Source organism: Caballeronia sp. (assembly GCF_028292365.1).
GTDB lineage: Bacteria > Pseudomonadota > Gammaproteobacteria > Burkholderiales > Burkholderiaceae > Caballeronia.
This window is the reverse complement of record NZ_JAQGMM010000311.1, coordinates 1-22,635: the sequence shown is the minus strand read 5'-3', so window position 1 is coordinate 22,635 and position 22,635 is coordinate 1. Positions and strand designations below refer to the sequence as shown.

At 59.7% G+C, this 22,635-nt stretch carries 23 protein-coding genes; 17 read left to right on the top strand and 6 right to left on the bottom strand.

The window, feature by feature from the left end:
* Positions 1–122 precede the first annotated feature (122 nt).
* The 3 genes from JWR14_RS19230 to JWR14_RS19220 all read left to right on the top strand — a co-directional run bounded on the left by JWR14_RS19230 (position 123) and on the right by JWR14_RS19220 (position 4,055).
* Complete coding sequence (locus tag JWR14_RS19230; protein ID WP_299709912.1) at positions 123–1,829, top strand: iron ABC transporter permease; 1,707 nt, start codon at positions 123–125, stop codon at positions 1,827–1,829.
* Entirely contained in the window at positions 1,822–2,889 is a 1,068-nt protein-coding gene (locus JWR14_RS19225) for an ABC transporter ATP-binding protein (RefSeq protein WP_299709888.1), read from the top strand. The genes JWR14_RS19230 and JWR14_RS19225 overlap by 8 nt, the downstream gene beginning before the upstream one ends.
* A 98-nt stretch (positions 2,890–2,987) precedes the next feature.
* Positions 2,988–4,055, top strand: coding sequence for a porin (locus JWR14_RS19220; RefSeq protein ID WP_299709886.1), 1,068 nt, complete (start codon positions 2,988–2,990; stop codon positions 4,053–4,055).
* Between the two features lie 60 nt (positions 4,056–4,115).
* Here the strand turns inward: JWR14_RS19220 and JWR14_RS19215 are convergent, their stop codons facing one another.
* Entirely contained in the window at positions 4,116–5,456 is a 1,341-nt protein-coding gene (locus tag JWR14_RS19215) for an APC family permease (protein WP_299709884.1), read from the bottom strand.
* A gap of 97 nt (positions 5,457–5,553) precedes the next feature.
* Positions 5,554–6,399, bottom strand: coding sequence for a carbon-nitrogen hydrolase family protein (locus JWR14_RS19210; RefSeq protein WP_299709882.1), 846 nt, complete (start codon positions 6,397–6,399; stop codon positions 5,554–5,556).
* 130 nt (positions 6,400–6,529) lie between these two features.
* Between JWR14_RS19210 and JWR14_RS19205 the strand changes: the two genes are divergently transcribed.
* A complete protein-coding gene (locus JWR14_RS19205) occupies positions 6,530–7,390 on the top strand; it encodes a helix-turn-helix transcriptional regulator (protein ID WP_299709880.1) in 861 nt (286 codons plus the stop codon).
* A gap of 75 nt (positions 7,391–7,465) precedes the next feature.
* Here JWR14_RS19205 and JWR14_RS19200 read toward each other — a convergent pair whose 3' ends face one another.
* A complete protein-coding gene (locus tag JWR14_RS19200) occupies positions 7,466–7,855 on the bottom strand; it encodes a 4-oxalocrotonate tautomerase (RefSeq protein ID WP_299709878.1) in 390 nt (129 codons plus the stop codon).
* A 45-nt stretch (positions 7,856–7,900) separates the two neighbouring features.
* Entirely contained in the window at positions 7,901–8,317 is a 417-nt protein-coding gene (locus JWR14_RS19195; RefSeq protein WP_299709876.1) for a MarR family transcriptional regulator, read from the bottom strand.
* A 221-nt stretch (positions 8,318–8,538) separates the two neighbouring features.
* Between JWR14_RS19195 and JWR14_RS19190 the strand changes: the two genes are divergently transcribed.
* From JWR14_RS19190 to JWR14_RS19145, 10 genes are all read left to right on the top strand, one after another.
* The gene (locus tag JWR14_RS19190; RefSeq protein ID WP_299709874.1) at positions 8,539–8,808 is read left to right on the top strand and encodes a hypothetical protein; all 270 of its coding nucleotides are present in this window, start codon (positions 8,539–8,541) and stop codon (positions 8,806–8,808) included.
* A gap of 106 nt (positions 8,809–8,914) precedes the next feature.
* Positions 8,915–11,047, top strand: a complete 2,133-nt coding sequence (locus JWR14_RS19185) for a phosphocholine-specific phospholipase C (RefSeq protein ID WP_299709872.1) — start codon at positions 8,915–8,917, stop codon at positions 11,045–11,047.
* Positions 11,048–11,367: 320 nt separating this feature from the next.
* On the top strand, positions 11,368–12,603 hold the full coding sequence (thrS, locus tag JWR14_RS19180) for a threonine--tRNA ligase (protein WP_299709869.1): 1,236 nt from the start codon (positions 11,368–11,370) through the stop codon (positions 12,601–12,603).
* A 337-nt stretch (positions 12,604–12,940) separates the two neighbouring features.
* Complete coding sequence (locus JWR14_RS19175) at positions 12,941–13,672, top strand: GntR family transcriptional regulator (protein WP_299709867.1); 732 nt, start codon at positions 12,941–12,943, stop codon at positions 13,670–13,672.
* Positions 13,672–14,709, top strand: a complete 1,038-nt coding sequence (locus tag JWR14_RS19170) for an ADP-ribosylglycohydrolase family protein (protein WP_299709839.1) — start codon at positions 13,672–13,674, stop codon at positions 14,707–14,709. The genes JWR14_RS19175 and JWR14_RS19170 overlap by 1 nt, the downstream gene beginning before the upstream one ends.
* 63 nt (positions 14,710–14,772) lie before the next feature.
* Positions 14,773–16,212 carry a cytosine permease gene (locus JWR14_RS19165; RefSeq protein ID WP_299709837.1) on the top strand — a complete coding sequence of 480 codons (1,440 nt, stop codon included), beginning with the start codon at positions 14,773–14,775 and terminating at the stop codon, positions 16,210–16,212.
* Complete coding sequence (locus tag JWR14_RS19160) at positions 16,209–17,156, top strand: PfkB family carbohydrate kinase (protein WP_299709835.1); 948 nt, start codon at positions 16,209–16,211, stop codon at positions 17,154–17,156. Before JWR14_RS19165 ends, JWR14_RS19160 begins: the two co-directional genes overlap by 4 nt.
* A gap of 111 nt (positions 17,157–17,267) precedes the next feature.
* Positions 17,268–18,308: an NADP-dependent oxidoreductase gene (locus JWR14_RS19155; RefSeq protein ID WP_299709833.1), complete on the top strand. Its 1,041-nt coding sequence runs from the start codon at positions 17,268–17,270 to the stop codon at positions 18,306–18,308.
* 109 nt (positions 18,309–18,417) lie between these two features.
* Complete coding sequence (vapB, locus tag JWR14_RS19150; RefSeq protein ID WP_299709831.1) at positions 18,418–18,654, top strand: type II toxin-antitoxin system VapB family antitoxin; 237 nt, start codon at positions 18,418–18,420, stop codon at positions 18,652–18,654.
* Complete coding sequence (locus tag JWR14_RS19145) at positions 18,654–19,055, top strand: type II toxin-antitoxin system VapC family toxin (RefSeq protein WP_299709829.1); 402 nt, start codon at positions 18,654–18,656, stop codon at positions 19,053–19,055. Before vapB ends, JWR14_RS19145 begins: the two co-directional genes overlap by 1 nt.
* Before the next feature lie 33 nt (positions 19,056–19,088).
* Here the strand turns inward: JWR14_RS19145 and JWR14_RS19140 are convergent, their stop codons facing one another.
* Positions 19,089–19,715 (bottom strand): GNAT family N-acetyltransferase, encoded by a 627-nt coding sequence (locus tag JWR14_RS19140; protein ID WP_299709827.1) that lies wholly within the window; start codon positions 19,713–19,715, stop codon positions 19,089–19,091.
* A gap of 228 nt (positions 19,716–19,943) precedes the next feature.
* Here JWR14_RS19140 and JWR14_RS19135 point away from each other — a divergent pair, with 228 nt between their 5' ends.
* Positions 19,944–20,147 carry a hypothetical protein gene (locus JWR14_RS19135; protein WP_299709825.1) on the top strand — a complete coding sequence of 68 codons (204 nt, stop codon included), beginning with the start codon at positions 19,944–19,946 and terminating at the stop codon, positions 20,145–20,147.
* Between the two features lie 7 nt (positions 20,148–20,154).
* On the opposite strand, the gene JWR14_RS19130 is transcribed toward JWR14_RS19135, so the two are convergent.
* On the bottom strand, positions 20,155–21,069 hold the full coding sequence (locus tag JWR14_RS19130; protein WP_299709823.1) for a LysR family transcriptional regulator: 915 nt from the start codon (positions 21,067–21,069) through the stop codon (positions 20,155–20,157).
* Between the two features lie 122 nt (positions 21,070–21,191).
* Here JWR14_RS19130 and JWR14_RS19125 point away from each other — a divergent pair, with 122 nt between their 5' ends.
* Positions 21,192–22,157, top strand: a complete 966-nt coding sequence (locus JWR14_RS19125; protein ID WP_299709821.1) for a zinc-binding alcohol dehydrogenase family protein — start codon at positions 21,192–21,194, stop codon at positions 22,155–22,157.
* Positions 22,158–22,161: 4 nt separating this feature from the next.
* Positions 22,162–22,635, top strand: a 474-nt coding sequence (locus JWR14_RS19120; protein WP_299709819.1) for an MFS transporter, incomplete at its 3' end; no start/stop codon positions are given.

Sequence of the window (22,635 nt, the reverse complement as noted above, 5' to 3'; positions counted from 1 at the left end):
CTAAGCCGGCGGACCTCCCGACAACTTCTCGCATGCGCCGCACAAGGCGTAGGGGAACACGCATGCTGACTCAACGTTCGAACGATGTGCCGGGCGTCCTCGCGACGAACGGTACAGGCAAAGTGCCGACCCTGCCTGATGGCGGGTGGCGTGGCCTGGGCGCGACTTTCCGCTGGATCGTGATAGCGGTGCTGACCGTGGCGGTGTTGCTGCCGCTATCGTTTATCGTGGTGCAGAGTTTCCTGAACGCACCGTTCTTCGATGCCAACCGGACCTTCGGCGTCGCGGGTTACCGGTTTATTTTCGACGATCCCGACTTCTGGTCGGCGCTGAAAAACTCGTTCATCATCGCCGGTGGAATGCTGTTCATCTCGATCCCGCTCGGCGGCATTCTTGCGTTCCTGATGGTGCGCACCGACTTGCCGGGACGTCGCTGGCTTGAACCGCTGCTGCTCACGCCCGTTTTCGTTTCGCCGATGGTGCTCGCATTCGGTTACGTCGTCGCGGCGGGACCGGTCGGCTTCTATTCCGTGTGGTTCAAGCAGTTGACCGGACTCGAGAACGCACCATGGTCGATCTATTCGATCTTCGCGATCACGATCATTGTCGGCTTGACGCATGTGCCGCACGTGTATTTGTATTCATCGGCTGCGCTGCGCAATCTTGGCTCCGACGTGGAAGAAGCCGCACGCGTGGCCGGTGCACGGCCGTTTCGCGTCGCGCTCGATGTCAGTCTGCCAATGACCATGCCCGCGCTCTTATTCGCCGGCGTGCTGGTGTTTTTCCTGGGCTTCGAAGTATTTGGCCTGCCGCTGGTTCTTGGCGATCCTGAAGGGCACCTCGTCCTCGCGACGTACCTCTACAAGCTCACCAACAAGCTCGGCGTGCCGTCGTATCACCTGATGGCCGCGGTCGCCATGTGCATCGTCGCGATTACCTTTCCGCTCGTGCTGCTGCAGCGTCACCTGCTCAAGAGCGCGAGCAAGTTCGTCACGGTCAAAGGCAAGGCGGGACGTCAGACCGTGCTGCCGCTGGGCGCATGGCGCTGGATTGCATTGGGTATCGTCGTATTGTGGTTGTTCCTCACGGTGTTTGTTCCACTCTCGGGCATTGTGCTGCGTTCGTTCGTCACGAACTGGGGCGAGGGCGTTGCACTCTCGGAAGTGCTGACACTAGCCAACTTCACTGAACTCTTCGAGCAGGATAATCTCGTCCGCGCGATTCTCAACACGCTCGGCATTGGCGTGATTGGCGGCGCGGTTGCGGTGGGCTTCTATTCGCTCGTTGCATTCGCGGGGCATCGGCGCAACGACTGGGGCGCGAAGCTGCTCGACTATCTCGTGCTGCTGCCGCGCGCCGTGCCCGGGCTGCTTGCCGGTCTCGCGTTCCTGTGGATCTTCCTGTTCGTGCCCGGCATCAAGGAACTGAAGAACTCGATGTGGAGCATCTGGATCGCGTACACGGTCGTGTGGCTCGCGTATGGAATGCGCCTGATTCAAAGCGCATTGCTGCAGGTCGGACCTGAACTTGAAGAGGCCGGGCGCAGTGTCGGCGCAACCCGTTCACGCGTGAGTCTCGACGTCACGCTGCCGCTCGTGCGCTTCGGTTTGCTGGCTGCATGGCTGCTGATCTTCATGATCTTCGAGCGTGAGTATTCGACGGCTGTTTATCTGCTGTCTCCCGGCACTGAAGTGATTGGCGCGCTGCTCGTGTCGCTGTGGGCGACGGGCGCGGTCGACCAGGTCGCGGCGCTTTCTGTCATCAACATCGCGATGGTCGGCGCCGGGCTCGGCGTGGCATTGCGCTTCGGAGTGAAACTTCATGGATAAGCTGATCGTCGACAACCTGTTCCTGAGCTACGGCGCGAATCCGATTCTGAAGGGCGTGTCGTTTGAGTTGAACGCGGGCGAAGTGGTGTGCTTGCTCGGTGCATCGGGCAGCGGCAAGACGACGCTGCTGCGCGCCGTGGCGGGTCTTGAACAACCGTCAGAGGGCCGCATCGCACTCGATCAACAAGTCTTCTTCGACGGCGCCGCCCGGATCGATTGCCCGGTCGAGCAGCGCTCGCTCGGCCTCGTGTTCCAGTCGTATGCACTCTGGCCGCATCGCACGGTGGCGGACAACGTGGGGTATGGGCTGAAGCTGCGCAAGGTGTCCACTACGGAAAGAAAGCGCCGCGTGCAAAGCGCGCTCGACCAACTCGGGCTCGGTCATCTTGCCGAACGTTTTCCGTACCAGTTATCTGGTGGTCAGCAGCAACGCGTGGCTATTGCGCGTGCGCTCGTCTACAACCCGCCGGTCATCCTGCTTGATGAACCCCTCTCCAACCTTGACGCCAAATTGCGCGAGGAAGCGCGCGCGTGGCTGCGGGAACTGATCGTATCGCTTGGATTGTCCGCGCTTTGCGTGACGCACGACCAGACCGAAGCCATGGCGATGTCCGACCGCATTCTGCTGTTGCGCAACGGACGCATTGAACAGGAGGGCACGCCCGCTGAACTTTACGGTTCGCCGTGCTCGCTTTACACGGCGGAGTTCATGGGCAGCAACAATCGCATTGATGCAAAAGTGGCGTCCGTCAGCGGTTCGCATGTGGTGCTCGCCGGCGATGGTTTCCAGTTGCGCGCCCATGCTCGCGAACCCTTGCAGGCCGGCCAAAACGCGCAAGCGGTGATTCGTCTCGAGCGCGTGCAGGTGGCGGACGGCCCTGGTCAAAACCGCTTGCAAGCGAACCTCGTGACGTCGATGTATCTCGGCGATCGGTGGGAATACCTCTTCCATTGCGGCGAATTGCGCTTTCGCGCGTTCGGTCACACACCGCGCGATCCAGGCAAACACTGGGTCGAATTCCCCGCCAACGATTGTTGGGCATTCGCCCAGGCGAGCTAGCCTCCCATCACCAGAACGCAGGACGTTCGCGCGGCTTTATAGCCGCGCGGGATCCCGTTCGTGCATCACAAGCCATAACCACAACACGGAGAAGACAGATGAAGCGCAGCAGTATTGGAGCAGTATCTTTAACGGCATTCGCGCTAAGCGGCGCGGCGCACGCACAGTCGAGCGTGACGCTTTACGGCATTGTCGACGCGGGAATCGAATACGTGAATCACGCGAGTGACGACGGCGGGGCGGCGCGGCTGGTATCGGGCGGCAAGAATACGTCGCGGTTCGGCTTCAAGGGATCGGAAGAACTCGGTGGCGGGTTGAAGGCCATATTCCAGTTGGAGAGCGGTATCAACATTGCGAACGGTCAACTCGATGACGGTCCCAACGCATTGTTCGATCGCCGTGCAACCGTGGGCCTGAAGAGCAAGAAGTGGGGGCAGGTGATTCTCGGCCGCACTTTCACCACCACTTATGACTACATGCTGCCGTTCGATCCGATGGGGTACGCACCCAACTATTCGTGGGCGACGAGCGCGACGGCGACCGGTGGTCGCAAGGACGGACTGTTCTCGCGCTCAGCGAACGCCGTGCGTTACGACGGTGAATACACCGGCGTAAAGTTCGGCGCGATGTATGGCTTTGGCAACGTACCGGGCAGCATGAAGTCGAGTTCGAAATATGACTTCGGACTGGGCTACGAGCGTGGTGCGTTTGCTGCCGTCGCTACATTCGATCGCCAGAACGGCGCGGGCGATAGTGTCACGCCCACGGATTCGACGAACTATATCCAGGGCATTCATGCGGGTGCGAGCTATGACTTTGGCACGGCCAAGGTGATGGCGGGTTATCGGAATTTTCGGCGCGCGTTCAACACGACCGCTGCTGCGCTGCGCAGCGATACATACTGGCTAGGCGGTTCGTATGAATTCACGCCGGCTTTCACGTTGATCGGCGCGGTGTATCACCAGGACATCAAGGACGCGAGCGACGCTGATCCAACCCTGTTCTCGGTGCGAGGAAACTATTCATTGTCCAAGCGCACGACGCTCTATGTGTCAGGCGGTTACGCAATGGCGAAGCACGATCAGAAGGTCAGCTTGTCGCGTGATCTGGTCGGCGCCGCCGATACACAAGCGGGCGTGACAGCGGGGATTCAGCATCGCTTTTGATAGTCTGAGTTTTGCTGCAGCGCGCATTGACGCGCGCTGCAGCGAACATTGACTCCCGGTTTAAACCGCCACTTCCGGCGGCGGTTGACGGAACAAGCGGGTGATCCAGCACAGGTACACGAGCCCGATCACGAACCAGATTGCACCCAGCACAAGTGCTGTCTTTTCAAGGCTCGCCAGCAGCCAGATATCCGCGACCGCGCCGATCAACGGAAACACCAATCCGCCGATCACGCCAATCTTCTTGTCGCCATGATCGCCTGACAAATAAATCCTGACCACGCAAAGATTGACGGCGGTGAACGCAAGGAAAGCGCCGAAGTTGATGAACGACGTTGACGTTGCCACGTCCAGCTTCAGCGCGATCAAACCGACAATACCTGCTATCGCGATGTTGATCGCCGGCGTCTTGAACCTTGGATGGATGAAACCAAACACGCGCTTGGGCAGGATTTCATCGCGACCCATGGCATACAGCAGACGCCCGACGCTAGCCTGTGCCGAGATGCCCGAGGCAAACTGCGCGAGGATCAGGCCGGCCAGAAAGACCGTCACGAAGACATCGCCGCCAATCATCTTGGCGACTTCGAACGCGGCCGAATCGGTGTCCTTGAATTCCACGCCCGGGTGCGCAAGTTGCATCGTGTAAGCGGCCAGAACGAAAATAGCGCCGCCGATCAACGCGATCCACAAGATGGCGCGCGGCATGTTCTTCTTCGGGTCGATGGTCTCTTCAGTGAGCGTGGAAACCGCGTCGAAGCCGAGGTACGAATAGGCGGCAATGGCGGCGCCGGCCATGGTCGAGGCGAACGGCACGTGCCCTTTGAAGAACGGTTCCGCCAACGCGATCCCGCCGGGACCGGCAGCCGCCGATGCATAGTGCCAGCACAGCACAACGAACAAACCAACAATGGCCAGTTGCACGATCATCAGCACAATGTTGAAGCGCGCGGCCAGCTCAATGCCTACTATATTCAGCGCGCTCGTCAGGACAATGAACGCGACGATCCAGATCCAGGTGGGCACGGTCGGGAACGCAGCATTCAGATAAGCTGCGCCGATCAGCCAGATCACCATGGGCAGGAAGAAGTAGTCGAGTAACGTTGCCCACCCGACCAGGAAACCCAGATGCGCATTGAAGGTCTTGCGTGTGTAGGTGTAGGCGGAGCCGGCTACAGGGTAAAGCCGCGCGAGCTTGCCGTAACTCAGCGCCGTGAAGGCGATAGCAACGAGCGCAAGCAAGTAGGCGAGGGCTGCGGTATCGTCACTGGCTTTGGCGAGCACGCCATAGGTGCCATATACGATCAGCGGCGCCATATAAGCCAGGCCGAACAATAATACGGACGGCAAGCCGAGTGTACGTTTCAGATGCGACTGCGCGGCTACGGACGAGTCTTGCATGATATCTCCGGGACTAATCGACAGGCGTGGGCGGGCGCGTCCGGAGCGCAGGCTCCAGACGATTCATGTGCTACGGAACTGCTGAAAACTTGAGTCTTCAGTCAATAAGGCGACGGCGCTCTTCAATCACAAGCGCACGCGATCCATCGGCATTGTTGATCGCCGTGAGGCCTAGTGGCACGCGTGCGTCGTTCAAGTAACGATAGTGCTCACGGCTGGCTTCCAGCCGCTTGAAGTCGATATCAACGCGCAGCAGCGTTTCTTGCGCACCCGCCGCAGCCACGATTTCGCCGCAAGGATCAGCCAGCGCGGATTCGCCGGGGAAGGTGAGGTTGTCGTCGCCTGTGCCGCAGCGGTTCACCATGAGCGCGAACATCTGGTTTTCCATCGCGCGGGCAGTAATGGCGCGCCGATGCACGGGGCCGAACGGATCCATGTTGCCGTTGGTGACGATCAGCAGGTCGGCATCGAGCGCGGCGATTGCCCGGGCGGTCTCGGGGAACTCGATGTCGTAGCAGATCAGCAGGCCGACCGTGAGGCCGCTCCACAAGCAGGTTTCGAAGCGATCACCTGGCGTGAACACGCCCACGTCCGACGCCCACAGGTGCGTCTTCCTGTAACGCAGTGCGATCTCGCCTTTGTCATCGATCAATACAGTGGTGTTGTAGAATCGCGCGCCTTCGCGTTCGGCGAGTCCCACCGCGACCGATACGCCGGCACGCCGGGCGGCGTCGCGGACGCTGGCCAGTGCGGGTCCTTCCAGCGACTGTGCGACGTCCGCGACGTTTTCTCGCGTCGGAAAACCGGACAGGGTTGCTTCGGGGAATACGATCAGCTTCGTGCCCCCGGCGACATCGGCGCGGCCGATTGTCTCGATGACCTTGCGGGTGTTGTGCCCCACGTCGCCATCGACCAGCGCGAGTTGTGCGAGTTCTGCCTGCATTAAATCCGTCTCCTTCCAGATACCTTTCAATGGCATTATTTTGGGGGCTTACGTTTTCGTCCGGACTATTATCGAGGCATTATTTTTGTCCAGGAATTACCCACCAGGGTTACCCTTACTGGAGGAGACGATGGAGTTTCAATGGCATGATCTCGCGTTCCATAGAGAGATCGGTTCAGCCATCGACGCACTCGATGGGCCGCATTTCTGGGCTCGCCTCACGCGGGTGCTCGAGCGGCATATCACCTTCGACAGTTGGGTCGCACTGCGTTTTGCCCGCAATGGACTGCCGCTGGTCTGTGCTGAACAGGCGTTGCCTGACGGCAAGGTCGACCTGTTGTTCCAGGACTATCTGGCAGCGCTTTATCAACTTGATCCATTTTATCTGGCGGCCTTCGAGCAGCGTGTCTCGGGTTTCTACACGCTAGCCGATGTCGCGCCCGATAACTTCAAAATGACGGAGTACTACCAACGCTACTTCAAGAAAAACATTGTTGGCGACGAAGTGCATTTCAACGTGGTGATCGACGCCAATTACACCATGGGATTCTCCCTCGGCAATATGCGCCGTTACGACGAGCGCGATGTAGCGTTGCTGACGTTGTTCTCGCCCTGGGTGCTTGCCTTGATGCAGCAGCGCTTGCGATATGAAAATTTCGGCGCAGTGCCCGGGGCGTCTGAAGTTGCGGAAGGCGGCCAGCATGATTTGCCTGCGCGGTTCGGTATCCTGACGGAAAAGAGCGGGCGCGGTGCGTTGACGGCGCGCGAGATTGAAGTCGCCATGTTGTCGCTGAGCGGGTTCTCATCGCGTGCGATTGCGGAGAAGCTGACCATTTCGTTCGAGACGGTCCGCGCACACAAGAAGCACATTTATTCGAAGCTCGGCATTGGCTCGCAATCGGAATTGTTTGCACTGTTCTACGAACCAGGTTCGCACTCGTTTGCGGAAGGTTCGGAGGGTGATGTGACGACGCCCGCGGGGCATCGGTGATGGTTCGCTCGCGCCGGCGGAACTGTGGCAGAACTCTGGCAGAACCAGCTGTCCGCGCAGTGCGAGCGAGAAAACTCAGTGATGGTAGCGATATTCCTGCGTGCGTCCTCCGTACCCATATGAAGCCGCCCTGACATCTTCGACATGGATATAGCTCTCTTCATGCAGATCGCCCAATATCCTGCCGAACCCTTCAAAAACAGCCGAGATATACCGCGCCTTCTCATCCTTCGTATTCGTTTCGTCGGTGATCTTGATATCGAAATAGAAGCTGGATCTTTTCTGCTCGCTTAGCAGCCGGCCACCAATCACCCAGCTATCCGGATCAATGAACTGAATGGTGATCGCCGTCACCTCTCGCTTCTTGCCCAGGATGCTCGAGGTCAGTTCAAGCAACATGTCCGATATGGCCGTAACAGCCTCGGGCGATTTTTCAATGCTTACCTTCACGTTCAAAATCGGCATTTTCCATCTCCAATTAGTTCGCTATACAACTATTTAGTAAAAAAATCAGTCGAGGCTCGACCGTGCATCTTTCACGCTTGCGACCGTGGTCGCAAAACGTTCCTCACCGAGTTCAGCCTTCAAACGCTTGGTGACCGCGGCACTTGCAGCGTTCAACGGATCCTTGATTCGCAGCGCCTCGCCAGTGGGATGAATGGCGGTCTCGCGTCCGTCGGATGCGGTAAGCCGGCGTTCGATAAACATCAACTTCTGCAAACCGTCCAGCGTACGCGTTGCAGTGGATCGAGAAATGGCGAGTTCAGAGGCCAACTCGCTTTGCACGATGCCAGGCTTCGCCAGCACCGCGCGCAGCATGAATCCCTGCGGCGGCGTGAGGCCAAACGTCTTGTACGCACTCGCCCACTCGCGCTCAAGGCTTCGCGCGAGTGCCGTTGTGTTGAAGTAAATGCAGTGATCGAACATGGAGACACTCTAGGAGAAAATGATTCGCTATGCAACTAGTTTTTGAATTCGCAATCTGCGATGCATAACAATACGTAAGCTAATTGACAGATTTTCCTGCCTCGTTGAACCTCACCAAGCCTTACCAGATATTTCACAAAACTTTCTTGATTCGTCTGCAGACTGGCGTCCGCGATCAAACGAAAACGTTTGCGCGAACCTTCGAACCCAGCGGAGACATCATGAGACGGACCGCGACATTGGCATTGACGGCACTGGCGACGCTGGCGCTTGCTGCCTGCGGACCAGACGACCAGGCAAGCGTCGGCGCCGCACAACAAGCCTCGGCTAACGCGTCGTTGCCAGCCAGCGCCGTCGAGCCGCTCGTGCTGTCAGCGCCGTCCGATGACCAGGCGGCGAGCAGTCCCATTGCGGCCGCTCAGGCAAGCCTCGCGGCGGACGCGCAACAGGTAGCACCTGTTCTTCACTCCGCGCCTGACTCGTCCCAGTGACGCGAAAAGCCACCGCTTTCAAGTGAACAAGAATCCCCATCCTGATCGAGTCCTTCGACCGGGACGGCATTGCCGCATCTATCATGACGCCATGAGGTGAATCAAAATGACATTGAATAGCCGCCGCCGTTTCCTGCAGACTGTTGCCACTTCAGCCGGCGCCGCCGCCGCGCTGACCGTGTTCCCCGAGTCCATTCGCAAAGCACTCGCCATTCCGGCGTCGGGGCGCACCGGATCGATCAATGACGTTGAACACATTGTGGTGTTCATGCAGGAGAACCGTTCCTTCGATCACTACTTCGGCCATATGCGTGGCGTACGCGGGTACAACGACCGCTTCCCGATCCCGTTGCCGAGCGGCCAGCCGGTATGGTTCCAGCCGTCGAAGGAAGATGCGACGAAACCGGTGCTGCCGTTTCATCTGAATACCCTGACGACCAGCGCGCAGTGCGTAGGCGACCTGGACCACAATTGGTACCCGACTCACTACGCGATCAATAATGGCCGTTACGACCAATGGCCCGCGTACAAGACGGATATGACGATGGGTTATCACTTGCGCAGCGACATTCCGTTTCACTACGCGCTTGCCGATGCCTTCACCGTCTGCGATTCCTACTTCTGCTCGCTGCCCGGCCCGACGCATCCGAACCGCGCGTATCTGATGACGGGCATGGTCGATCCGACCGGCACGAAAGGCGGCCCGCTGCTCGACAACAACGACTTTGTGGATGGCGACGGTCCGCCGAAATATCAGTTGCTCTCGTGGACGACCTATCCGGAACGTCTGGAAGCGGCCGGTATCTCGTGGCAGATCTACCAGCAAGGCCTGACCGGCGACGATCCGCTGAACGGCAATTACGGCACCAACATCCTGCAAAATTTCACGAACATCATCAACGCACCGCAAGGCTCTTCGCTGCAGTTGCGCGCGAACGCAGTGCGCACGATCGACGACCTGAAGGCCGACGTGCTGGCGAATAAATTGCCGCAAGTATCGTGGTTGTGTCCGCCCGCAGCGTACTCGGAACACCCGAAATACACGCCGGCTTACGGGGCGGAATACACGTCGACAATCCTTGATGCGCTGACCGCTAATCCGGAAGTCTGGAGCAAGACGGTGCTGTTCATCATGTACGACGAGAACGATGGTTTCTTCGATCACCTCGTGCCGCCGCAGCCGCCCATGTCGCGGGCGCAAGGTTTGTCGACGGTGACAACCGAGGGCGAACTCCATACGGTGGTTAATCCGGGACGCGGCGGCAGCTATACCGCCGACGGCCTGCCTTACGGCCTCGGCCCGCGCGTACCCATGACGGTCGTTTCACCGTGGACCAAGGGCGGTTTCGTTTGTTCGCAAGTGTTCGATCACACGTCGGTGATTCGTTTTATTGAAACGCGCTTTGGGGTGATGGAGCCGAACATTACGCCGTGGCGTCGTGCGGTATGCGGCGACTTGACCACGGCCTTCGATTTCCGTACGCCCGATGCACAGATGCCGGCGTTGCCCGACACCAGCAACTACAAGACGATCGCGGACAATCAATGTGCCACGCAACCGGCGCCGACAGTGCCGGCCGTGCCTGGTGTGATCGATCCGCAGGAACCCGGTACGCGCTTCGCCCGCGCGTTGCCCTACGAGTTGTATGTGCAAAGCAGTCTCGATGCGGGCAACAAGACATTTACGCTTCACTTCGCCAATACCGGCACGCAGGGCGCGCACTTCTATGTCTATTCAAAGAACCGTACCGACGGTCCGTGGCGCTATACGGTTGAAGCGGGCAAGACCGTGCGCGACAGCTTCGACATCAACAGGACCGCGGGCATCTATGCGTTCACCGTCTATGGTCCGAACGGATTCGTGCGCGATTTTGCTGGTTCGTTGACGCCGCCGGGAAGCGGCAGTGTGTCGAATCCGCCGGCTGCCCCCGAATTGGCGGTGCAATACGATGTCGCGAACGGCAACGTGTCCCTGCAGTTCACGAACCGCGGCCGTGGCATTGCGCACTTGTCGGTGGCCGACAACGCGTACGGCGCGCAGCCGCGTTCGGTGGTGGTGCCGTCGTTGGGAACCATGGCAGCGTCGTGGGTTCTGTCCGCGAGTCATCACTGGTACGATCTGAGCGTCACCAGCAACGACGATCCTACGTTCTTGCGCCGTCTTGCAGGTCACGTTGAAAACGGCCGCCCGAGTATCAGCGATCCGGCTGCGGTTGCTCCAGTGACGGTGCTGGCTTGATGTAGGAGCAAAGCTATTGCGAACCCGGTACGTGTCGTCCAAAACGTCCGGGTTCGCATCGTCTTGCGATTTAATGTTCTTAAATAACGATGTTGACGTCAGGCCCCAAAGGCCTTTATTGTTAGCACCATGAACTCGCATCTCTTCACCCTCACGACCGCGACTACCACGACCACCTTCTCAGGCGGGTCGTCTGGAGGGCGTGCGCGATAAAGTATCGAGATGCGTTTTTCAGAAGGCCCCGCCGGAAACGGACGGGGCCTTTTGCGTTGTGCAGCGCTCCTTGTCCGTGACGGCCCTTGAATTTAACGGAGAGCGTTGTGGACGATATCGATCATCGGCAGTTAGGTTATCAACTGGATCTCTTCCATCAGCAGGACGAAGGACCTGGAATGGTGTTCTGGCATCCGCGTGGGTGGGAGCTTTATCGGGTAGTGGAGGATTACATCCGGCGTCGAATGCGGGGCGCGGGATTTCGCGAAGTGCGTACGCCGCAACTACTGGCACGTTCGCTTTGGGAGCGCAGCGGGCATTGGGATAAATTTCAGGCCGGCATGTATTCGGTGAGCGCCAGCCATGATGAAGCTCACGATGGGGCCAACGAAAGCCAGCCGCATTGCCTGAAACCCATGAGCTGTCCTTGTCATGTGCAGATTTTCAACCAGCGGATTCGTTCTTATCGCGACTTGCCAATCCGGTACAGCGAGTTTGGCGCGTGCCATCGCGACGAGCCTTCGGGGTCGCTCGAGGGATTGAAGCGCACCCGCGCTTTCACGCAAGACGATGCCCATGTCTTCTGCATGGAAGATCAGGTGGAAGCCGAAGTAGGGCGGTTTTGCGACCTGCTTCGCGTGGTCTATGCCGACCTTGGTTTCTCGACGTTCCACGTGCGCCTGGCTACGCGTCCGGATCAGAGAGCGGGTGATGATGCGGTCTGGGATCGCGCGGAAGAAGCGCTCGCGAAGGCCGCGGCGTCCGCCGGCCTGACGTTCGATGTGCGTCCGGGAGAAGGCGCTTTCTATGGTCCGAAACTCGAATTCCATCTTATGGATAGCCGCAACCGTAGTTGGCAGTGTGGAACGATCCAGCTTGATTTCGTCTTGCCAGATCGCCTCGATGCAAGCTTTGTCTCGTCCGAAAACGAGCACCTTCGCCCGGCGATGATTCACCACGCGGTCCTGGGTAGCATGGAGCGATTTATCGCGATGCTTCTTGAGCATCATGAAGGTTGGCTGCCCCTGTGGCTTGCGCCCGATCAGGTGACGGTGGCAACGGTGTCGGATGCCAGCGCGGGCTATGGACAACGCGTGATGGACTTGCTTGATGACGCGAACTTAAAGGCAGTGTTCGACGACAGGCCTGAACGGCTTGAACGAAAGATCGTCGATGCGCGCGAACAGCGGATCCCTATTTTCATCACGGTAGGCGCGCGCGACCAGCGCGACGAGACGGTGTCGCTGCGACTTCGGGATGGCACGCAAAATACCTTCCCTATACAAGCAGGCATCGAACGTTTGCGGGAGATGGCGCGGCCGCCCGCTAAAGCCCGATCGTAAAAATAGGGAGGGAGCCACGACCGGCTCCTTCCTCAACAATGCGCCCGACCCGCGCGTTGCCGCCCGGCCACCGTCTGGCAAAACCCCAAGGGTTTCCCCTCATTAATTCCTGCTTGACCATCGCAATATGACGCCTTAAATTTTGTACATGTTCCTACATGTTCTTGATAAAGGGTCATAAAAGGAACAGACAACTGAGATTAAGGCTACGCAAAGGATACGCAAAGTTCTGAAGCTTTCAATCAATTTTCATACGCCGCTTTTAAACAAAACATGTGCATACTTGTGCTTTTACAGAGACTGGACCTTCCAACCTCATAGGCACAGGAGTCACACCATGGTTAAACGGGCAGTAAAAACCGCAGAGGTCGGGCGCTCGAAGGCGCATATGGTTGCCGCCACGATCGAGCAGGAGATCCTCACCGGGCGTCTGCCGTTCGGGCAGCAACTGGAAAGCGAGAACGAGTTGGTCGAGCGCTTCGCGGTTAGCCGGAATACCGTTCGCAAGGGGCTCGACCTGCTGACCAGCGGCGGTTTGATTACGCGTAAGGGCGGTATCGGTTCGTTTGTGACGTTCAACGGTCAGGCGCTTGACGGGACGCTCGGCTGGACCACCGCGATAGAAAAAGCGGGTGGTGCGCAGACCCGTTTGCTGCAGATTGCGCTGGTCGAAGACGAGGCGCTTGCGCAAGAGTTGAAGCTTGAGCGCACGACCTTCGTAGCAATCGACCGGATGCGCGTGATCGGCGTTGACGCGCAGGCGCAGTGCATTTCGCTCGAACGCAGTCGTTTGCCATTTAACGACGACCTCGCCGCGTTGCCGCTGGAAGGGCTGGTAGGCGGCTCGTTGAACCGGACGCTGATCGAGCATGGCATGGTGCCGCATCACGGCGAGCAGTGGGCCGAAGTGGTCGGCCTTGAAGCGGCTGATGCACGCCTGCTCAAGCGTCGTACCGGTACCTCATTCCTGCGTTCGCGGCGTATCACGCGGGACCGGGATGAACGGATTATTGAATATGTCGTGAGCTTGCTGGACCCGGCTTTTTTCGCACTACACCTGGAATTCTGATGTCTTCGTCTTTGCTTTTGAATCATCCCACGTTGGCGGATCGCGCACGCGGCGCCTTCTACGGTCTCGCACTCGGCGACGCGTTCGGCATGCCGACCCAGTCACTGAGCCGCGAGCGCATCGTCGAGCAATTTGGGCGGATCGACAAGCTGGAAAATGCGTTTCCGGATCAACCGATCGCACCGGGTCTTCAGGCTGGCTCCATCACCGACGACACGGAACAAGCGGTCCTCGTTGCGCATTTGCTGGCGGACGGCAACGGCAAGATCGAACCAATGGCGTTCGCGCACGCGTTGATCGAATGGGAAGCGTCGATGAAGGCGCGTGGGTCGCTCGACCTGCTCGGGCCATCGACGAAACAGGCCATCGTGCGCATTGCCGCTGGCGAAGATCCGCTGCGCACGGGCCGTTTCGGTACGACCAACGGCGCGGCCATGCGCGTGACGCCAGTCGGGATCGCGTTTGACCTGCGTCACCAGGACCTGTTTCTCGATGCCGTCGTGCAATCGTGTGTGGTGACGCATAACACCACGCTCGGCATTTCGAGCGCGGCGGCGGTGGCTGCGGCGGTCTCGGCCGGACTGAACGGCGCGAGCCTGGGCGAGGCGCTGGAAGCCGGCATTTCCATGGCCGAGACCGCCGAGAGCCGCGGCTTCTGGGTTGCAGGCGGGCGCATTGCGCCGCGCATTCGCCATGCCCGCGAGCTGATGCGCAACTGCGCCGGGCAGGAGGTGGCGGACACGATCTACGACGTGATCGGTACGTCGGTGGCATCGCAGGAATCAGTCGTAGCGACCTTCGCGCTGGCCTTTGATCTGCATACACGCGACAGCACGATCGAAGCCGCCCTGGGGGCTGCAGCGAGCCTGGGTGGCGACACCGACACGATCGCCGCCATGCTCGGCGCGATCCTCGGCGCGTGCGCGGGTTACGACGCGCTGCCGGCCGGTCCTGTCGAAACTATTCGACGTGTGAACTCGCTCGATCTCGAGCCGCTGGTCGACCGTTTGCTTAAACTGCGCGCCGAAGCTTCCTGACGCGCTTAACGCACTCTTCGCGGCATTTCCCGCTGTCCCTTTTAATCTGGAGATCAGACTCAGATGGTTTCGTCACGCACGTCAAACAGCGCTCGCCGAGTCGAGACGCGTGGTATCGAACCTGTACCGGAAGCCGAATGTCATGGGCATCCGCTGCAGCTTTTCTGGGTCTGGTTCGCCGCTAACATCAGCATCCTTGGACTGCCGCTCGGCGCGACGCTGGTTGCGTTCCAGCATCTCGCGATCTGGCAGGCGGCGCTTGTCGCGGTGATCGGCGCGGCGGGATCGTTTGCGATCGTCGGCGTGATCTCGATCGCCGGCCGGCGCGGGCATGCACCGAGTCTCACGTTGTCGCGTGCGATCTTCGGCGTGCGCGGCAACATTGGGCCGACCATCGTTTCGCTGTTGTCGCGGCTCGGCTGGGAGACGGTCAACACGACCACCGCCGCGTACGTGTTGCTGTCGCTTGCAACCATCTTGTTCGGGACACCTGCGGAAGCCAAGAATGCGCCAGTGCTGACGCTGGTGTTCATCGCCGTGTTCGTGGTGCTGACGTTGATCGTATCGGGACTCGGGCACGCTACGCTGCTCGTGATCCAGAAATGGTCGACGTACGTCTTCGGCGTGCTCAACTTGCTGGTCGCAGGCTTTCTTGTGACGGCGATCGACTGGCATGCGGTTTTCAATGCGGCGCCGGCGCCGTTGAGCGCCGTCATCATTGGTATTGGCACGATTGCAGCGGGTACAGGGATTGGCTGGGCTAACGCAGGCGCCGATATGTCGCGCTATCAGGCCCCTACCGTAAAGGGTCCGGCGCTCGTGGCATCCGCCGCATTCGGCGCGGGCATTCCATTGATTCTTCTCGTCACGCTTGGTGCGCTGCTGTCGGTGGGCAATGATCATCTTGCGTCGGCTACGGACCCCATCGCCGCGATTCGCGAAATGTTGCCCACATGGATGGCCATTCCGTATCTGATCACAGCGTTCGGCGGTTTGCTGCTGTCCAATTACCTGTCCGTGTATTCGGCTGGTTTGACGACACTCACGCTTGGCCTGAAGGTGAAGCGCGTGCAGGCGGTGGTGGTCGACGTCGTCGTGATCTTCACGGGCTCAATCTACTTCATGCTGATTGCCGGGAGCTTCTATGGTCCGTTCATCGGCTTCATTTCGCTGCTGGCAGTGCCTATCACGGCGTGGGTCGGTATCTTCGTGGTGGATCTGATTCACCGCCAGGAATACTCCCCGACCGACTTGCTCGATGTCTCCCCACGCAGCGCGTACTGGTACAAAGGCGGCATCGAATGGCGTGCGTTTGGTGCATGGGCGCTGGCGATCGTGCCTGGTTTTTGCTTCCTCTCCACAGGTGCTATCCACGGCCTATTCGTGGACTCGTGGTTTGGACGCAATGGCCTCGGATGGATCGTGACATTCGTGGTGGCCGCAGGCGTATATGCTCTGCTGGGCGGGGCGCGCGGCGCAACCAAACGTTGGAAGACAGCATGACGCAAGCAGATTCACAGCAGGCATCGCGATTGATACATACGGGACAGGTGATTGTCGATCTGGTCATGCAGATCGATACGCTGCCCGCGCCCGGTGGCGACGTGCTCGCGCACAACGCGAGCTTCGAAGTAGGCGGCGGTTTCAACGTGATGGCTGCAGCACGGCGCAGCGGCATGCGCGTGGTGTATCCAGGCGGCCATGGGCATGGACGTTTCGGCGACATGGCGCGTCAGGCGTTAGCGCAGGAAGGCGTGGAGATTGCGGGTCCCGAAGTCGCGGACCAGGATACCGGCTTGTGCGTTGCCATTGTCGATGCTTCCGCCGAGCGCACGTTCGTCTCGCACATGGGCGCGGAAAGCGTGCTTGAGCGGCATGTGCTCGACGCGCTTGCGGTGACCGCGCGAGACATTGTTTATGTGAGTGGCTATAGCCTGATGCTCGCGGACAAGGGCGCTGTACTTGCTGACTGGCTTGAGCATCTGCCTGCTGAAACGCGCGTGGCTTTTGATCCGGGACCGCTGGTTGATACTATCGATTCAACGTTGCTTGCACGCGTACTGGCCGTCGTATCAATCTGGACGAGCAACCGGGAGGAAGCATTGCGCTTCGCCAATACCGATAATTTCGATGCAGCATTCGACTCGGTCATCGCGCGGTTGAGAAGCGGTGCACTCGCCATCGTGCGCGATAGCGCCTCCGGTTGCCATCTGCGCGTGGGCGAAATACGCGACCATGTACCGGGCTTCGCGGTAAAAGCGGTCGACAGCAATGGCGCCGGCGATGCTCACGCAGGCGTGTTCCTGGCCGGACTTGCGACCGGTGCGGATGCACGAACGGCGGCTCGTCGCGCGAACGCTGCGGCGGCGATTGCCGTGACGCGCCATGGACCTGCAACGTCGCCTGATGCGGCGGAGATCGATGTGTTCATCGCGTCGGTTGTTTAAGCAGAACAAGCTAACAAAGCGAATCACCCCCACGTCTGACCGCGCGACAAAGCGCGATTTCACAAGCCCGTATATGCTGAGTTTCCCCGCGATGCATCCTGGAGAAACCGCATGACCTCAGCTACCGCCCGACAAATCGTGTTGGCCTCGCGTCCCACCGGCGGTCGCGCCGCGCTCTCTGATTTCCGTCTTGAAGACGTGCCCATGCCCGTGCCGGGCGAAGGGCAGGTGCTGCTGTGCATCGACTATCTATCGCTTGATCCGTACATGCGCGGCCGTATGAACGACGCACGGTCTTACGCAAAACCCGCACAGATTGGCGAGGCGATGCCGGGTGAGAGCGTGGCCACGGTAACCGAATCCAACAATACAACGCTTCCGGCCGGCGCTCAGGTGCTCGTGAACGCGGGCTGGGTCAGCCATGCAGTAGCCGATGCCCGCGACCTGAAGCCACTTTCCGCAGACGGTATTGCAACGCGCGCTTACCTCGGCGTGCTGGGCATGCCGGGTTTCACGGCTTACGCCGGCATGGCGGCGATCGGCAAGCCGAAGTCGGGCGAGACAGTGGTGGTCGGCGCGGCGAGCGGGCCGGTGGGTTCTCTTGTGGGTCAGCTTGGCAAGATCGCTGGCGCGCGTGTAGTCGGCATTGCTGGCGGTGCGAAGAAGTGCGCCTATGTAGTCGATGAACTCGGTTTCGATGCCGCCATTGACCATCGCGCGCCTGACTTCGCCGATCAATTGGCGAATGCGTGTCCCAAGGGTATCGACGTGTATTTCGAAAACATCGGCGGCGCTGTGTGGAAGGCTGTGCTGCCTTTGCTCAATCAATACGGCCGCGTTCCTGTCTGCGGATTGATGGCCCAGACGTCGGGCAACACCGCTGGCGCCGACGATGGCCTCGCTGCGACCATGCGCGCAATTTTGACGCGCAGCCTGACGGTGCGCGGTTATATCAACTATGAGTTTTTGCCCGAGTATCGGGACGCTTTCCTGCGCGATGTCGGCGGCTTTTTGCGGGCGGGTCAGGTGAAGCATCTGGAGGATGTCACCGTGGGGTTGGAGAACGCACCTCAGGCGTTCCTCGATATGATCGATGGCCGTAATTTCGGCAAGGTGCTGGTGCGGGTGTCCGGGGAAGTGAGCGCTCGATGAACCAGGTTTGTGTGCCCCAATCGCCTGGATGAGATGTTGTACACACGTGTATTTACATTGAGGGCATGTGCGGCTTTAGTACATCCAATGTACACACAAGGAGATCGCAATGACCGCTACGAAAGTCTTCCGAAATGGAAATTCGCAGGCCGTGCGCATTCCCGCTGAACTAGCCTGTGACCGTATGGATATGGAGGTGAACATCGAGCGCGTGGGCGACGAATTGAGGATTCGACCGGTACGTCGATCTCTGGCTGGCGTGTTAAAGATCTTTGCGAAATTCGGGCCGGATTTCACCGTGGACGGTCGTGACGAACACGAGCAGACGGACCGCGAGTATTTGTAATGCCGCTTTATATGCTCGACACGAATATCTGCATCTACCTGATGAAAAACCAACCCGAGCAAGTTGCGCGACGTTTTGAGAAGTGTTATTTCGGCGACGTGGTCATGTCTGCTATCACGTTTGCCGAACTGGAATATGGTGTCGCGGTTTCAGCTAATCCGAAGCGCGAAAAGCGCAATCTTGCGGCGCTGACACAGGACATTCAAGTGATGCCGTTCGACGTTGCGGCAGCCACCGCTTACGGCGCTATCCGGGAAGTCGCACGCGAACGGAAAAAGGATCATCTCGACAAGCTGATCGCTGCGCATGCCAGTGCGTTAGACGTAATTCTGGTTACCAACAACGAACGCGATTTCGCGCAGTATCCCGGCGTTAAAGTTGAAAACTGGCTAAACGCATAATCCGGCGGAGGTCCGCGCCAGCGCGTCCACCCCTCAATCCTTCGGGTTCACTAGCGAGGTCAGCACGTGATCCGCCCATTGTCCGTCGATCTTGAGATACGCCTTGGCCAGCCCTTCATGCTCGAACCCAAGGCTGGCCAGCAGACGCCCGCTGCGATCATTCTCCGGCCTATAACTCGCCATGACACGATGCAGCCGGTACGCATCGAAGATGAAACCCAGCGCCGCAACGAGTGCCTCGCGCATCAGCCCGCGTCCCTCGTAATGCTGATCGATCGAATAGCCGAGATGACACGCCTGAAACGACCCCCGCACGATGTTCGTGAAGTGGCAGTCACCAATCAGCACGTTGCGGCGCTCGCTCGTGAAAATCAGCAGATGCAGCGCGGTGCCGGCCGCCATCGCGCTTTCCATTAATGCCATGCGTTCATTGGCGGCTTGCATCGTGAAGAAAGCGTCTTCGCGCAATGGTTCCCAGCGGTCAAGGTGCGCGCGATTGGTGAGCCTGTAGATCAGCAACGCGCCGGTGTACTGACTGCCGGCCGGACGCAGCACCACACGCTCCGTTTTCAAGCCCTCCGGCGGAAATTGCGCCATGGCGCGATGCTCGGCTTCGATTGCCATCTGCGGTAACGCCCCCTTCCTGATCGTGTTCGACATCAATGCAACGTCAATGCAACGTCAATGCAACGTCAATGCAACGACGAGCCAACAACCATACATCGACGAATTAAGGCTGGCTTTTCGTGTGATGAAAGGAGGCAATATTTCCCTGAACAGCGCGTTGGGCGGTGTCGTTTTCTGCCACCCGCATCTCAATTTGTGCTGGCAAAAAGTAGGTGAAAACCCTTATAATTCCCGAAATTAAAGATTCAAGGAACTTTGGAAATGCCCCGCCGCTTTATGATCGTCGAGCGCATCGCTTTCGCGTTGCTGACCTTGTCCGCAATTGTGGACGCTGGCTTTATCAGCTACGAAAAGAGCCCGAACTTCAGGGATAACATCCATGAAATCGTTCGTGTGAGCAAAGAGGTGTCGCTCATGTATCCGGCAACCGGTAACGACCCGTGGATGCCGCTGGCATCGAGCTAACACACAGCTAACGCACGCCTGCCGCCGAGCTTTTCACGCCAACCGTTTCCTGTACGAAATCAAGAAAGACCCGCACTCTCGGCGACAAATGCCGCCGGCTCGCAAACACCGCATATAACTCGATTTCATCGCAGTGATAGGGGGCGAGACACTCAATCAGCCGGCCCGCGAGCAAATCGTCTTCTATATCCCATAGCGCCTTCAGCGCAAGGCCGCGGCCTTTGAGCGCCCAGTCGTGAAGCACTTCGCCGCTTGCGGTCGAGAGCGTGCCGCGGACCTGAATCTCACGGCGCCGTCCATCTTCCTCGAATAACCATCTGTCGAAAACACGCTGCCCGCGCACGAGCCGCAGGCAATCGTGTGCGGCGAGATCGGCGAGCGTTTCCGGCGTGCCATGCCGCGCCAGATACTCTGGCGCCGCGCACACAATGCGCCGGCTCGACAGCAGTTTCTTCGCTATCACGCCAGTATCCGCGGGCAAGCCGATGCGCAATGCCACGTCGAGATTGTCGTCGATCACATCCAGCCCGATATCGGACAGCACAAGCCGCACTTCGACTTCCGGATACCTGTCCGAGAACGCTTCGATGAGCGGCGCGATCTGCTTGCGCCCAATCTCGGACGGCGCGCCGATACACAACAAACCCTGCGGCACGCGCGCCTGAGCGCTGATCTCGGCCTCGGCGTCGTCGACCGCCTGCAGGATGGCGAGCGTGCGCTCGTGAAACAGTGCGCCCTCCACCGTCAGGTCGAAGCGTCGCGACGTCCGCGTGACAAGGCGCACGCCCAGACGCTTTTCCAGCGCGGCCAGCCGCCGGCTCATGGCGGCGGTCGATCCATCCGTCTGGCGCGCGGCCGCCGAGAGGCTGCCGGCGTCCACTATCTGAGCAAACACGCGCAGGTCGTTGATTTCATCGGGCATTGATTGGGTCCATCCTGATTCCGTCCATCTTTCCACTTAACGCAACGATTCTATGCGGAAGGATGCCTTTTCGCCACGGGCGGACGCGGCAATAATGCGGACATGACAACGGAGGAATCATCATGAAAGCATTGCGCTTCAACCAGCACGGCGATCCATCGGTCCTCTTCTCCAGCGATTTGCCTACGCCCGCGCCGTCCGGTGAGGAAGCCGTCGTCCAGGTCTTCGCGGCATCGATCAATCCGAGCGACGTAAAGAACGTGGAAGGGCGCATGAGCCAGACGACGCTGCCGCGTACGCCCGGCCGTGACTATGCGGGCGTGGTCATCGCCGGTCCCGCCGAGTGGCTGGGAACTGAAGTTTGGGGCTCGGGCGGCGACGCGGGTTTCACGCGCGACGGCACGCATGCTGAACACGTGGTCGTGCCCGTTGCGAGCCTGCGTCGCAAGCCGGTCAACCTGACGTTCGAGGAAGCATCGGCGATTGGCGTGAATTTCATCACCGCGTGGTGCGCCGTGGTCGAGGCGGCGCAGTTGCAGGTCGGCGAGAGCGTGGTGATCATCGGGGTGGGCGGCGTAGGCGGGGCGGCATCGCAGATCGCGAAGCGTATTGGCGCGAAGGTGGTTGGCGTGGCGCGTGGAGCGGCCGCGACGAGTCCTTACGTCGATGTAATGGTGGACTCGCAAGCCCCCGATGCCATCGCGCGTATTCGTGAAGCGGCGAACGGCGGCGCGGCGGTCGTATTCGATACCGTCGGCGGATCGATGTTCGAAACGGCCTTGCACATGCTGAAGGTGGGCGGACGGCTGGTGGAGATATCGGCTTCGGATCGTCGCGAAGTCACCTTCAACCTCGCGGATTTTTATCACAACGAGAGCCGCCTGATTGGCGTCGATACGTTGAAGCGCGACCTGGTCGCGTCCGCGCACATGCTGGAAGCGCTGCGTCCCGGGTTCGAAGATGGCAGCTACAAGGCGCCGGTTATCGCGCAGACCTTCGCGCTGGAAGACGCACAAGCTGCCTACCAGGCGGTGGCGGGAGGGACGAAAGGCCGCGTGGTGCTGACGCCGCAAGCGAAGCGGAGCTGACGTGATGCAACGCTGGCGACTCGCTCCGCACTCCATCCTGTTCGCTGTTTTCCTCGGCGCGCTGGCTGCATTGCCGCCTATTTCCATCGATATGGCGTTGCCCGCGCTTGTCAATATTGCAAGCACGTTGCATGCGAGCGCGAGTCAGGCCGGGCTCACGCTGAGTCTGTTCATGGCGGGTTTTGCGGTGGGCCCAATCGTATATGGCCCTCTTTCCGACGCAAAAGGCCGCAAGCCCACGCTGTTGCTCGGCCTCGCGTTGTTCACGGCAGGCGGGATTGTTTCGGCGGCGGCGCCGAGCATCGCCGTGTTGCTTGGCGCGCGATTGGTGCAGGGCATTGGGGCGGGCGCGGGGATGACGGTGGCGCTCGCGATCGTCCGCGACCTGTTCGAAGGCAACGCGATGCAGCACCGGTTGGCGGCCATCACCGTGGTGGCGAACGTTGCGCCGATTGTTGCGCCCTCTATTGGCGTCGGC

Bases quoted from the DNA above. Each gene is read 5' to 3' on its own strand.
- JWR14_RS19225 (WP_299709888.1), top strand. From the start codon at position 1,822: ATGGATAAGCTGATCGTCGACAACCTGTTCCTGAGCTACGGCGCGAAT.
- JWR14_RS19220 (WP_299709886.1), top strand. From the start codon at position 2,988: ATGAAGCGCAGCAGTATTGGAGCAGTATCTTTAACGGCATTCGCGCTA.
- JWR14_RS19215 (WP_299709884.1), bottom strand. From the start codon at position 5,456: ATGCAAGACTCGTCCGTAGCCGCGCAGTCGCATCTGAAACGTACACTC.
- JWR14_RS19210 (WP_299709882.1), bottom strand. From the start codon at position 6,399: ATGCAGGCAGAACTCGCACAACTCGCGCTGGTCGATGGCGACGTGGGG.
- JWR14_RS19205 (WP_299709880.1), top strand. From the start codon at position 6,530: ATGGAGTTTCAATGGCATGATCTCGCGTTCCATAGAGAGATCGGTTCA.
- JWR14_RS19200 (WP_299709878.1), bottom strand. From the start codon at position 7,855: ATGCCGATTTTGAACGTGAAGGTAAGCATTGAAAAATCGCCCGAGGCT.
- JWR14_RS19195 (WP_299709876.1), bottom strand. From the start codon at position 8,317: ATGTTCGATCACTGCATTTACTTCAACACAACGGCACTCGCGCGAAGC.
- JWR14_RS19190 (WP_299709874.1), top strand. From the start codon at position 8,539: ATGAGACGGACCGCGACATTGGCATTGACGGCACTGGCGACGCTGGCG.
- JWR14_RS19185 (WP_299709872.1), top strand. From the start codon at position 8,915: ATGACATTGAATAGCCGCCGCCGTTTCCTGCAGACTGTTGCCACTTCA.
- JWR14_RS19175 (WP_299709867.1), top strand. From the start codon at position 12,941: ATGGTTAAACGGGCAGTAAAAACCGCAGAGGTCGGGCGCTCGAAGGCG.
- JWR14_RS19170 (WP_299709839.1), top strand. From the start codon at position 13,672: ATGTCTTCGTCTTTGCTTTTGAATCATCCCACGTTGGCGGATCGCGCA.
- JWR14_RS19165 (WP_299709837.1), top strand. From the start codon at position 14,773: ATGGTTTCGTCACGCACGTCAAACAGCGCTCGCCGAGTCGAGACGCGT.
- JWR14_RS19160 (WP_299709835.1), top strand. From the start codon at position 16,209: ATGACGCAAGCAGATTCACAGCAGGCATCGCGATTGATACATACGGGA.
- JWR14_RS19155 (WP_299709833.1), top strand. From the start codon at position 17,268: ATGACCTCAGCTACCGCCCGACAAATCGTGTTGGCCTCGCGTCCCACC.
- vapB (WP_299709831.1), top strand. From the start codon at position 18,418: ATGACCGCTACGAAAGTCTTCCGAAATGGAAATTCGCAGGCCGTGCGC.
- JWR14_RS19145 (WP_299709829.1), top strand. From the start codon at position 18,654: ATGCCGCTTTATATGCTCGACACGAATATCTGCATCTACCTGATGAAA.
- JWR14_RS19140 (WP_299709827.1), bottom strand. From the start codon at position 19,715: ATGTCGAACACGATCAGGAAGGGGGCGTTACCGCAGATGGCAATCGAA.
- JWR14_RS19135 (WP_299709825.1), top strand. From the start codon at position 19,944: ATGCCCCGCCGCTTTATGATCGTCGAGCGCATCGCTTTCGCGTTGCTG.
- JWR14_RS19130 (WP_299709823.1), bottom strand. From the start codon at position 21,069: ATGCCCGATGAAATCAACGACCTGCGCGTGTTTGCTCAGATAGTGGAC.
- JWR14_RS19125 (WP_299709821.1), top strand. From the start codon at position 21,192: ATGAAAGCATTGCGCTTCAACCAGCACGGCGATCCATCGGTCCTCTTC.